The sequence below is a fragment of the Helicobacter sp. 13S00482-2 genome, from assembly GCF_002272795.1.
GTDB lineage: Bacteria > Campylobacterota > Campylobacteria > Campylobacterales > Helicobacteraceae > Helicobacter_J.
Window position 1 is genome coordinate 19,696 of the sequence record NZ_MLAT01000015.1, and the last position, 12,732, is coordinate 32,427.

General features: G+C 34.1%; 10 protein-coding genes. 7 read left to right on the forward strand and 3 right to left on the reverse strand.

What is annotated here, in order from left to right; translation table 11 throughout:
- Positions 1-30: 30 nt before the first annotated feature.
- Together rpoD and BKH42_RS07195 are read left to right on the forward strand one after the other, a co-directional pair.
- On the forward strand, positions 31-1,872 hold the full coding sequence (gene rpoD / locus BKH42_RS07190; protein WP_095295941.1) for an RNA polymerase sigma factor RpoD: 1,842 nt from the start codon (positions 31-33) through the stop codon (positions 1,870-1,872).
- Between the two features lie 2 nt (positions 1,873-1,874).
- Positions 1,875-3,452 carry a sulfatase-like hydrolase/transferase gene (locus BKH42_RS07195; RefSeq protein ID WP_095295942.1) on the forward strand — a complete coding sequence of 526 codons (1,578 nt, stop codon included), beginning with the start codon at positions 1,875-1,877 and terminating at the stop codon, positions 3,450-3,452.
- A gap of 146 nt (positions 3,453-3,598) precedes the next feature.
- Here BKH42_RS07195 and ftsZ read toward each other — a convergent pair whose 3' ends face one another.
- The 3 genes from ftsZ to BKH42_RS07210 are packed head-to-tail and all read right to left on the reverse strand — an operon-like array spanning position 3,599 to position 7,627.
- Positions 3,599-4,747, reverse strand: a complete 1,149-nt coding sequence (ftsZ, locus tag BKH42_RS07200) for a cell division protein FtsZ (RefSeq protein ID WP_095295943.1) — start codon at positions 4,745-4,747, stop codon at positions 3,599-3,601.
- Positions 4,748-4,759: 12 nt separating this feature from the next.
- On the reverse strand, positions 4,760-6,151 hold the full coding sequence (gene ftsA, locus BKH42_RS07205; RefSeq protein ID WP_095295944.1) for a cell division protein FtsA: 1,392 nt from the start codon (positions 6,149-6,151) through the stop codon (positions 4,760-4,762).
- A gap of 9 nt (positions 6,152-6,160) precedes the next feature.
- Positions 6,161-7,627, reverse strand: a complete 1,467-nt coding sequence (locus BKH42_RS07210; RefSeq protein WP_095295945.1) for a peptidylprolyl isomerase — start codon at positions 7,625-7,627, stop codon at positions 6,161-6,163.
- 159 nt (positions 7,628-7,786) lie between these two features.
- On the opposite strand from BKH42_RS07210, the gene BKH42_RS07215 reads away from it, so the two are divergent.
- The 5 genes from BKH42_RS07215 to BKH42_RS07235 all read left to right on the forward strand — a co-directional run bounded on the left by BKH42_RS07215 (position 7,787) and on the right by BKH42_RS07235 (position 12,657).
- Positions 7,787-9,082 carry an adenosylmethionine--8-amino-7-oxononanoate transaminase gene (locus BKH42_RS07215; protein WP_095295946.1) on the forward strand — a complete coding sequence of 432 codons (1,296 nt, stop codon included), beginning with the start codon at positions 7,787-7,789 and terminating at the stop codon, positions 9,080-9,082.
- A gap of 69 nt (positions 9,083-9,151) precedes the next feature.
- Positions 9,152-9,868: a UMP kinase gene (gene pyrH, locus BKH42_RS07220; protein ID WP_095295947.1), complete on the forward strand. Its 717-nt coding sequence runs from the start codon at positions 9,152-9,154 to the stop codon at positions 9,866-9,868.
- A gap of 35 nt (positions 9,869-9,903) precedes the next feature.
- A complete protein-coding gene (locus tag BKH42_RS07225; RefSeq protein WP_257874286.1) occupies positions 9,904-10,128 on the forward strand; it encodes a DNA-directed RNA polymerase subunit omega in 225 nt (74 codons plus the stop codon).
- Positions 10,129-10,140: 12 nt separating this feature from the next.
- Positions 10,141-12,282 (forward strand): RelA/SpoT family protein, encoded by a 2,142-nt coding sequence (locus BKH42_RS07230; protein ID WP_095295949.1) that lies wholly within the window; start codon positions 10,141-10,143, stop codon positions 12,280-12,282.
- A 9-nt stretch (positions 12,283-12,291) separates the two neighbouring features.
- Entirely contained in the window at positions 12,292-12,657 is a 366-nt protein-coding gene (locus BKH42_RS07235; protein ID WP_257874287.1) for a hypothetical protein, read from the forward strand.
- Positions 12,658-12,732: the final 75 nt, after the last annotated feature.

The following is a 12,732-nucleotide window of genomic DNA, read 5'->3' on the forward strand; positions in this document are numbered from 1 at the left end:
CTCTTCATACTAAAATCTACAAGGGAAAATATGTCAGCAAAGGCAATCAATCAGGAATTAGAAAGTCTATTTAAGGAGGCTGAAAGCGGGTTTGTTTCTTATGAAAAAATAGCACAAGTTCTTCAAAAAGCTCCTACATCCGCTCAAGTAAAAAAAATCAAAGAATCAGCTAGTAAATTTAAAAGAATACTTGTAACTTCATCTGAACTAGCTAAAAACCTCAATACTGCTGATAAAATCAAACTGGCTGAAGAAAAACGAAAAGTTTTAGACGAAGAGCTTGAAGATGAATTTGATTTTATGAAAGAAAGAGAGCTCTTAGAATGGAGTAGGAGTGATAGCCCTGTAAGAATGTATCTTCGAGAGATGGGACAAATTGCACTTCTAACAAAAGAAGAAGAGATTGAATTAAGCAAACAAATTGAGCTCGGAGAAAATACAATTTTAGATGCTATCTGTTCAGTTCCGTATTTGATTGATTTTATTTATGACTATAAAGATGCATTGATCAATAGAGAAAGACGAGTTAAAGAACTCTTTAAAAGCTTTGATGATGAAGAGAGTGATGATGAAGAGGAAGATGATGAGGGTTTAGATGAGGATGAAGGAGAAAACAAAAAACCTACTAGCAAAAAAGATCAAAAACGTGTGGATAAGGTTTTAGACAGCTTCAAGGCACTTGATAAGGCAAAAAAAGATTGGATGAAGGTTTTAGACATCGTTCCTAACCCAGATGATGATGAGTTGCTCCATATCCTTACTCTAGCACATAAAAAACAAGTCTTAAAAGATAAATTACTTGATTTAGGACCTACAAGTAAGCTTATTAATGAGCTTGTTAAGGCAATGGAAAATACGCTTAAAAGTGGAGATGGCTTTGAAAGAGAACTTAAAAGATTAGAATATAAGCTTCCTTTATTTAATGATATTCTTATCGAAAATCATCAAAAAATTCTTGATAATATTACAAATATGACTAGAGATGATATTGCTGCAGCTGTTCCTGAAGCCACTATGGTCAGTGTGTATGTTGAGCTTAAAAAACTTTTTCAAACAAAAGAAGCTAGCGAAGGAGGCTTTGATCTTGAACCAGAAAAACTCAAAGAAATTTTAGAACAAATAAAAAGAGGAAAGTCTATTTCTGATAAGGCAAAAAATAAAATGGCAAAATCTAACCTCAGGTTGGTGGTTTCTATTGCAAAACGATATACCAATAGGGGATTGCCGTTTTTAGATCTCATTCAAGAGGGTAATATTGGATTGATGAAGGCGGTGGATAAGTTTGAATATAAAAAGGGGTTTAAATTTTCTACTTATGCCACTTGGTGGATAAGACAAGCAATTTCTAGAGCAATCGCAGATCAAGCTAGAACAATTCGGATTCCTATTCATATGATAGAAACCATTAATCGTATTCATAAAATTATGCGTAAATATGTCCAAGAAGTTGGTAAGGAGCCTGATGTTGAAGTTATCGCTCAAGAAGTTGGACTGCCTGTAGATAAAGTTAAAAATGTTATCAAGATAACCAAAGAGCCTATCAGCTTAGAAGCTCCTATTGGGAATGATGATGATGGAAAATTTGGGGATTTTGTTGAAGATAAAAACTCAATGGGTCCGATGGATTATATTATGAAAGAAGACTTGAAGGTTCAAATTGATGAAGTTTTAGATCAACTTAATGATAGAGAAAAAGCCGTTATTCGTATGCGTTTTGGATTGCTTGATGATGAAAGTGATCGAACACTAGAAGAAATCGGCAAAGAACTCAATGTAACAAGGGAACGTGTCAGACAGATAGAATCTAGTGCCATCAAAAAACTTAAACATCCTAAAGTAGGCAGAAAACTTAAAAATTACATTGAAGAGTAGAAGTGAAAAGAGTTTTTTCAAATTCTTTTTCTTATCATACTATTATCCTTGCATTTGCAGTTCTTTTTGTGGGATTTTATAATGATACTTTTTGGCTAAAAATTTATTCATATTCTATTGAAGAAATTGATAATGGCGGGTATTTTCTTGTTTTTGTAACATTCATTACTTATGTGCTTATTTTGGCACTCGCAATGGAATTGATAACCTTCAGGCTGAGTGCAAAGTGGATCATCGGGATCCTTGTTTGTATCGCTGGAGTGAGTCAATACTATATGAAAACCCTTGATATTTCTATCAATGATATGGTAATAGAGAGTTTGCTCAAAACCAATCTATCTGAAGCGAAGGAATTTCTTAGTGCAGGACTGTTTTATTCCTTGATAGGCTATGTTTTTTTACCCATTTGTATTTTATATGTAATGAGACTTAAGCATAAGACCTCTTTTCTGAGAGGGGTGAGAGTAAAATTCATTCTGATTATGGTATATATCCTTTCGATATTAGGGATGTATGTTTGGCAAGGTAGCAATATTGTTTTTGCATTTAAAAGCTCTAAATCTATTATTTATATGACAAATCCTATTTCTCCTATTCGTTCAACTATTGATTATGTTTTGAATTCTTTTGATACTCCTAAAGAATTCACTCATATTGCATTAGATGCAAAATTATCCACACATCATCATAAAAAGATCTTTGTTCTGGTTATTGGGGAGAGTGCACGAGCTGCGAATTTTTCCTTAAATGGTTATTCTAGAGACACAAATCGTTATACAGAAAAATTAGACTCTTTAGTGAATTTTACAAATTTTTATTCTTGTGGCGTTATCACTGCGATTTCTATCCCTTGTATGCTTACGAACTATACTCATCAGAGTTATAAAAAAAGAAATCAATCTATATATACAGACAACCTATTAGATATCACCCAAAGAGTAGGGTATGAAACTTATTGGATCAGTAACAATGGAGATACTTGTATAGGGGAAGTTTGTGCAAGAGTTAAAAATATCACGTATTACAATGATGGAAGACTTGATGGGGCGATGCTTGAAAAGATTGATACACTCATAAAAAATGCAAAAGATGATTCTTTTATTGTGGTGAATTTGCATGGTTCTCATGGAGCGTTGTATTATCAGAGATACCCTAAGGAATTTGAAATATACACACCTGTATGCAAAGAAAAAGAGCTACAGAAATGCTCTCATCAAGAGATTGTGAATGCTTATGATAATTCTCTTATTTATACAGACCATTTTGTTTATCATATCACCCAATCCTTGAAGCAGAAAAAAGATTTTTTTACAGGACTGTGGTATTTAAGTGATCATGGGGAGAGTTTGGGTGAATATGGACAATATATGCACGGAGGGTTGCCTTACCCACTTTCACCAGATTTTCAAAAGCATATCCCCTCTTTGATTTGGCTTGGAAAAGGTTATGAAGCACAACTTGATAAGCTTTTTAAACACAAAGACGATGGATTCAATCATGATTATTTGTTTCATACAATGCTACATCTGCTTGATATTCAAACAGACGCATATGAGAGGCAACTTGATATTTTAAAATGAAATTTATCTTCTAGGGATTGTGATTTAAATTCAATTCGTTTGATGCTAGTTTTAGATCTATTTGATATCTTGAAATAAACTTCACCATCAATGGAGATTATTTTTCGATCCCATAGTTTTCGGTTATTTGATTACAGCTATCAGGATCAGTCTTTTTGATTTCTCATTATCGCTGGCACATCAAGATCAATTTCGTTATAGTAGTCTCCATTTGATATTGCATTTGATATTGTTATAGCATCTAGAGACATATTTCGCACAGGACGAACTTGGGGCTCTACATTCGCCTGAATATCATTGATGATTTCTTTTTCAAAACCTGTGGCAATAATGGTTATTCTCACGCAATCTAATGCAATATCCTCGCTTGTTTGAGTTCCAAAGATAATATAAGCATCTTCGTGTGCAGCTTCTGCTACAAATTCCATTGCTTCATTAATCTCAAGCAATGGATAGTTGGGATTGATTTCAAAATTTACCAAAACGCCCATTGCTCCGTTAATAGAAAGGTTGTCAAATAATGGAGAATTGATAGCGACTTTTATGGCTTCAGCTGCTGCATTTTCCCCTTTGGCCTCTCCTGTTCCCATTAACGCAAGTCCTTTATGACTCATCACGGTCTTTAGATCGGCAAAATCCACATTAATATCATTTTCACCATAATTGAGAATCACTCCTGATATTCCATTCACGGCTTTGGCCAAAATATTATCAACCTCTTTAAAACTTTCTTTGATACCTGCATTTTTACTTATAGTGGATAATAACTTTTCATTAGGAATCACAACGATGGTATCGCTATTTTTTTTAAGTTCTTTGAGTCCTTCTTCGGCAATTTTAGTACGTTTATTTCCTTCCATTTTGAAAGGTTTAGTAACAATGGAGATGGTCAATGCCCCTGTTTCTTTTGCAGCTGCAGCGATGATAGGTGCAGCACCTGTCCCTGTTCCCCCGCCAAGTCCAGCAGACACAAAGACGATATCAGAACCCTGTAAGCTTTCCTTGATATTTTCAAAGCTTTCTTGAGCTGCTTGCATACCCACTTCAGGTTGCATACCTGCACCTAGTCCTTTGGTTAATTTTTCACCAAGTTTGATTTTAATTCTAGCTGGAGAGTTGTCTAAATGTTGAATATCTGTATTAGCAGCTATGAGGGTTATATCTTTATGTGCACCTGTTGCCATAAGGTGGGCTATCATATTCGAACCACCTCCACCAACACCTATAGCAGTTATCTTAGCTCCATTTGTAGCGTGGATTTCTTGTATGTCTATTTTTATATTTTCTTGTGCCATTTTTTGCCTTTCTTAGAATAACTTCGATGCCAATCGTGTGAATAAATTGGTTACGGTGTTCTTTTTGGAACCATCAATATCTTCAATTATATCTTTTTTTTGAACCTTTTGCATATCTTTTGCGACTTGTTCTTTTAGATTTGTTAGATCTGCTTCAATAAAACTTCTTTGTTGAGCGTATTGAGGGATTGGTTCAGCGTTAATTTTTTCTTTCTTGTAGCGAATATTCTTCTCTGAATCTTTCTCATAATTGGTATGTTTCCCAGCACCATACCATATTAGACCTATGGCGGTAGAATTTGATGCATCTTTTAGATCATCAAAAAGTCCACTAACATCAATAGGTTTTTTTATTTTTACTCGCATTCCAATTGGAAATATAGCTGTTGCAATTTCTTCGATACCTGTCATATTTGTCATTCCACCAGTTAGGACGACTCCCGCTCCTAATTGATCTTTTAGACCACTTCGATTGATTGATTTGATTAAAATGCTTAGAGTTTCTACAACTCTTGAATGTATAACTTTCTGAACAGTTTCTAAAAGAACACGATGCTTGTTATCACCCTCTCCAATAGCGGGAACTTCAATCATTTGAGATGAGTTTTCATCTGATATGGGACTCAAATTGCCATAGTTGATTTTAACTGCTTCAGCTGCAGATACATAAGTATTTAATACGATTGCTAGATCGCTAGTGATGTGATGAGAACCAACTCCTAGAAAATCATTATATTTCATAGAATTGCCATCATATATCATCAATTCGCAAGTGTTTCCACCTATATCAATGCAAGCCACTCCCATTTCTTTTTCATCATCATCTAAAACGGCAATTGAACTAGCATAAGAAGCTAACACGACATTTTCTATTTCAACTCCTGCGAGTCGAACAGTTTTTTTAAGATTTTCCAAACTCGTGCGTTGAGCTGTTACGATATGTACAAAAACTTCAAGTCTTGTTCCACTCATTCCCATCGGATCTTCTATGAAGTCTTGATCATCAAGTTTGAATTTGTATGGAAGGACGTGTATTACTTCGTATTCAGAAGGTATAGAGGCATTATAAAGAGCAGTTTCAAGCACTCGTCCTATTTCTTTGATACTTATTTCACTACCAGGAATATTAATGACTCCTGAACTATTAATGCTTTTGGTGTAAGCTCCAGAAATGGATATGATGGCTTTGTTAATATTATCAACCCCAGCCATTCTTTTAGCATCCATTATCGAACTTTTCACACTTTTGCTAGCTTGTTCTATATTGACAATGACGCCTTTTTTTACTCCCAGAGATTTTTGTATTCCAGAACCGATTATTTGAGGGATACCATCCCTTATCTCAGCAATGATGGAGCAGATTTTGCTTGATCCTATATCAACCCCTAGTACTGTATGAGTCAAATTCGCCTCCTAATCTTGGTATCTTTTTATTGTATATTTTTGCCTGAGATAATCAATAAGAACTTTTTGTATATATTGAGTTTTTAGATTCGTGGTCATTGTTACCATTGCGTTATTATCCTTTATGGGACTCTTAAAATTTTGCTCTTTTATCCTAAATAAGATTGCCTTATTGTTTATTATAACAAAATTTGACTTTTTTTGGTTGATAAATATTTCTCTGATCAGTTTAGATATCTCTTCCTTTGTAAGTCCTTGTATTTTGCCATCAAAATCAACATTCACAAATCCGATATCTTGACCTTTAAAAGAGGAAAGCTTATTTTGAGCTTCTAGCTTTAACAGATCAATTTTCTTGGTTTGTGTTAGATCTGATAGTGCTTCTTGTTTGGCTTGTTCAAAGGTTTTGATTTCAGGTTCTTTTCTTGAAATTAATTTCAAGATCATATAACCATTTTTATACAAAAATGGTTTTAATGTTTGTCCCGCCTTAGATTTTTGTAGTTCTTGCATAATCTCTATGGGGTATTGCTTACTTTGTTCTGTTATGGTCTCGCTTATATTATTGATGTTGTTTTTTTTGAGATTGAGATATTCCTTTGTGGCTAATGAGAGAGTTTTATGCAATTGAACATCTTTTTGGACTCTAGGTTTGATTTTTTCAAATGGTTCTAACTCGCCTTTTTCATTGATATAAAGACTTTTATTTTGATCGTAGTATTCCTGTACCTCCTTTGGAGAAACATCTTGCAAGGTTGAGTCTATGAAATGATTTTCAATACCATAGCTAAGTGAGGTTTTATAGTTGGCTTTATTTTTTTCCCAGTAGGTCTGAAGTTCAGATTCGGTGATTTTTGGGTGAATGGTGTCCGTGGTCAATATGGACAACTCAATTCTATCTTGCAACTTGAATGCTGAAGATATTGTATCTAACTCTAAAGGGGTAATGGAATCAGGAAATAAATCTGTCATTTTTTGCAGGAGTAACATATCGCGGATATTTCTTTCAAAATCTACAGGTCTATAATTGTTTTCTTTCAGGGTTGTCTTATATATTGCTTCATCAAAATGCCCATTATTTTGAAACGCCTCACTCTTAGTGATTTGATCAATGACTTCAGAGTCTTGCACACGTAACCCTAAATCTAGTGCAAAATTTTGCACTAAAGCTTGGTTGATAAGAATTTGAGAAGCAAATTGTTTGGCCATCTTATCTAATCCTATTGCCTTTGCCTCATCAGGATCAATATTGCCTCCAATTGCTTGAGCGTAAGTTTGATACGTGTTGTTGTAGGCTTGTTCAAACTGTTGAGCGGTTATTTTGATATTCCCAACCTTAATGACTGTGTCTCCAAATAAAGATGTATTCAGGTTAAACTGACCCCATCCTATCCCTCCAGCTACAATAAAAGCTATTGAGCTGACCCATATTGTGATAACGAGATATTTTCTATGTTTTTGCATCCACTCTATCATTGTGTGAAAAATCCTTAGCTATAATTTTAAATTTACCTCTTGAAAAAGTATTAAAAAATATTAATTCAGAACAAGATTAAACCATACCATAATTCATTGGGGATTATACCAAAAATGGTTAAAATTAGGCTTATATGAGACAAATTTAAGGGGATTTTGATGAATACTAAAGAAATATTGAATTTAGATATCAAGAGCATATGGCATCCTTGCACACAAATGAAAGATCACGAAAAGCTTCCTATCGTGCCAATAAAAAGCGGTAAAGGGGTTTATTTGTATGATTTTGAAGGAAAATCATACATTGATTGTGTTAGCAGTTGGTGGGTGAATCTTTTTGGTCATAGCAATGATTATATCAATTCTAAACTCAAAGAGCAAATTGACACGCTTGAACACGTTATTTTGGCAGGTTTTACACATCAGGGGATCGTGGAACTTTCTACTAGGTTGATAGGTTTGACACCAAAAGGCTTGGATAAATGTTTTTATGCAGATAATGGTTCTTCTGCAGTTGAGGTCGCTTTGAAAATGAGTTATCATGCTCATTTACTAGATGGAAAAAAAAGATTTAAATTTCTTTCTTTGAGCAATTCTTATCACGGAGAGACTATAGGGGCTTTATCTGTAGGTTCTGTTGAGCTTTATAAAAAAACTTATAACCCTATTCTTATTGAATGTATCACTACTCCTGTGCCCAAAAATGATGAAGAGGTTGATTTTGCACTTACAAAACTCAAGGAAGTCTTAGATCAAGAAGGAGAAAATATTTCTGCTTTTATTTTAGAGCCTTTGATACAGTGTGCAGGAGGTATGCACATATATTCTTCTGTTTATATTAAAAAAGCAGTTCAAATGTGCCAAGAAAGAGATATTTATGTAATTTTTGATGAAATTGCAGTGGGATTTGGTCGTAGCGGAAGTTTATTTGCGTACGAACAATGCGATGTTGTGCCTGATTTCTTGTGTTTGTCAAAAGGGATAACTGCGGGATATATGCCATTATCTGTGGTAATGATGCGTGATCAGATTTATCAGAAATTTTATGCACCCTATGAAGAGCAAAAGGCATTTTTACATTCTCATAGTTATACTGGAAATGCCCTAGCTTGTGCCTGTGCCAATGCTACGCTTGATATTTTTGAGAATCAAAATATAATTGAAAAAAATAAAAAATTAAGCGAATATATTGTTTCTGTTATGAAAAATCTAAATGAATTTGATTTTGTTGCTAATATCCGGCATAAGGGAATGGTATTCGCATTTGATTTGATAGGTTTTTTACCTGACAGGAGAGTAGGGTTAGAGGTTTTTGAAGCGGGATTAAAACTAGGCATATTATTGAGACCTTTAGGAAATACGATTTATTTTATGCCACCTTATGTGATTGAACATCATCACATAGATTATATTTTTGATTCCCTCAAAACTATTTTAAAACAAATCAAATATTAAGTAAGAATTCAATATAATCTCCACAGAGTTAAATGGGTATGATTGATTAATTTAACAAAGGAAGGTTTTATGGAGGCCAAGAAAAAGCGTGTTTTGGTAAAATTTTCAGGTGAGGCGTTAGCAGGAGAGAATGGTTTTGGGATTGATAGTTCAATTTTAGGTTATATTGCAAATGAAATCAAAACTCTTTCTGAGGGTGACATAGAGATTGGGATTGTTATTGGTGGCGGTAATATTATTCGAGGTGTGAGTGCCTCTGCTGGAGGAATTATCAGACGAACTAGTGGGGATTATATGGGAATGCTTGCTACGGTTATTAACGCTGTGGCAATGCAAGAAGCACTCGAGCATATTGGGATGGATGTGCGGGTTCAAAGTGCAATTGAAATAAAAGAGATTTGTGAGTCTTATATTTATCGTAAGGCTATTAGGCATCTTGAGAAAGGGAGAGTCGTTATTTTTGGAGCAGGGACGGGGAATCCCTTTTTTACCACTGATACAGCCGCCACATTGCGTGCTGTCGAGATTGGAGCTGATATGATTGTAAAAGCGACTAAGGTTGATGGTGTATTTGATAAAGACCCTCATAAATTTCCAGATGCTAAAAAAATCGATGTGCTTAGCTATGATCAGGCACTCAAGGATAATATAAAGGTGATGGATGACACTGCAATTGCTTTAGCAAAGGATAATAAACTTCCAATTGTAGTGTGTAATATGTTCAAAAAAGGGAATTTGTTAGAAATTATCAAAAATTCTAGTGGGATTTGTTCTGTAGTAAGATAGTAGAATTTAAGCATCTAAAAAAAATAATAAAAGGATTGAAATTGAGAATAGAAGAGATTGTATCAAAAGCATTAGAAAAAACAGGAGATGACAGGTATTTGCTTTCAAATTTGGTTTTTGCTAGAGTGAAGCAATTATGTGCAGGTGCAAAGCCTTTGGTAGATACGGATTTAAAACAGATTAAACTTGCAGATATAGCACTTTTAGAGATTGCTGAAGGCAAAGTGAGTATTGATAGAGTTGATGAAAAAAACCCATAGGCGTGCACGTAGTTGGAATTTTTTGACACTCTAAGGCAGATCAAAACTAAAAAAGAGGCAATTCAAACTCTTTTTGAACTAACAAAGATCACTCCAAAGATACAGAATGCTCTCAATATTGCTATTGAATATCATGATGGGCAGAAAAGAAAAAGTGGTGAACCTTATGTGATTCACCCAATTTGTGTTTCCTGTATCGTGGCTTTTTATGGCGGAGATGAATCGATGATTTGTTCTGCACTCCTCCATGATGTTGTCGAGGATACATTGTGTGATATTGAGTTCATAAAGAGTGAATTTGGGCAAGATGTTGCAGTATTGGTAGATGCATTGACCAAGATTGTTGAAATCAAGGAAGAATTAAATCCGAATCATTCTAGTAAAAAACTTATCACTTCAGCACTTTCATTTAGAAAAATGCTTGTTGCAGCTATCAAGGATCCTAGAGCATTGGTGGTAAAAATCAGTGATAGGCTTCATAACATGCTTACATTGGAGCCTTTAACTCATGAGAAACAGATTCGTATCTCTGAAGAGACTTTGGTCGTATATGCACCTATTGCACACAGGTTGGGTATTTCTTCGATAAAAAATGAACTTGAAGATAGAAGTTTTTATCATATATTCCCTCAAGAGTATGAGAAAATTCAAGAATATATCAAGGAAAATAAGCAGTCATTATCTCTTAGACTTAATGATTTTACTGAAAAATTGACTAATATGCTTTTGAAAAATGGTCTTTCTGGATCGGATTTTCGTGTGGAGAGTAGGGTTAAACGTCCTTATTCAATCTATTTAAAAATGCAAAGAAAGGGTGTGAGCATTGATGAAGTGCTTGATTTATTGGCAGTACGGATTATTGTAAAAGATCCTATTGATTGTTATAAGGTATTAGGGATTGTGCATTTAGATTTCAAACCCATTGTTTCTAGATTTAAAGATTATATTGCCTTGCCTAAAGAAAATGGTTATCAGACTATTCATACCACAATATTTGATGAATCTTTGATTTATGAGATACAAATTCGTACTTTTGATATGCATAAAAGTGCAGAATATGGTATTGCTGCACATTGGAAATATAAAACTGGGGGAATAGCACCAAGTTTAGAGTGGCTTAATAATCTTCAATATCAAGACAATACCATTGAGGAGTTTTATGAACTTGCCAAAAATGATTTGTATCAAGAGGATATTGTCGTTTTTTCTCCTGCTGGGGATACTTATACTTTGCCTGTTGGAGCAGTTGCACTTGATTTTGCTTATGCTATTCATAGTGAATTGGGAGATAATGCAAAAGAGGCTTATATTAATAATGCTAAAGCTTCGCTTTTACAAACTCTAAGAAGTGGGGACATTGTTCGCATCATATCAGATCCAGAAAGTCTCCCAAAATCAACCTGGATCGATGCTGTTAAAACCTCTAGGGCAAAAAGTCATTTGAGAATCCAGCGTCAAAATCAGATCAGAGAGGTGGAGAAAAAAAGTGCTATCAACATTTTAGCAACCATTTTTAGTAAAGATAGAAAAATATTTGAACGCTATATTTCCCTCAAAGGTCTTGATGCTTCTATCCATAGAGCAACCAAAGATATGGGATTTTTACAAGAACTAAAAAATAAAATCAAACAAAGCTTTAATAGTCAATCAAATTTTTTTGCTAAAATCAAGATGAATATGCTCAAACTAAAGGAAATAGAACTAGAAAATTTTCTTATTTGTAGCAATCGAAATGTAAATGAAGTTTTATTTGACTATTGTTGTCATCCTAAATACGGAGATGAGATTTTGGCTATAATATCGGGTCAAAAAGCAATTGTTCATCATAAACTATGTGAGAAGCTCAAAGATGAAATTGAAATGGGCGTTCCGATGGTTTTTGTGCAATGGGTGAAGAAAATAAAAACCGCCTTCAAAATAATCGTTGCACTTGAAGATAAAAAAGGGAGCTTAGCGAGTTTTTTGACTACTTTAGCCAATAATAATTGCAATGTGATGGGCATCTCTTATGTTGGTTATAAAAGCCAGTTTTCAACGCATTGTGAAATTTTGTTTGAAACGGATATGAAAGATGTCAAATCGTTTAGAGATTTTTTGATAAGAAAGTATAAAATGATAGAATTTTCAAGTTTAAAAGATGCATACCAAAATTGAGGCCTGATGATGGATAAACAAGACAAAGCAAATCTTGGGTTAGAGTTTAGCGAGAAAACACAAGAAGCCATGGCGGAGATTAGCAGAGGATGTAGTGAGTTTATAGGATCTGAATATATCGCTTCTTTGGTAGAAAAATTTTATCAAAGCAAAGAAAGATTTATCGTAAAAGCAGGTTTTGATCCAACCGCTCCTGATCTTCACCTTGGGCATACGGTATTGATTCAAAAACTAGCGACATTTCAAAAATATGGCGGGGGGGGGGAGGTTTTTCTTAGGGAGTTTTTCCCCACTACCGGCGAGCCTCTGTGGGAAAAAAAAAACAAAAAAAAAAACAAAAAAAAAAAAAAAAAAAAAAAAAAAGTTATCCACTAAAAAAAAAGATTTTAAATACATACATTAAAAAAACACAAAAAAGATTTTTAATTCCAAAACACTAAAGTAAATAAG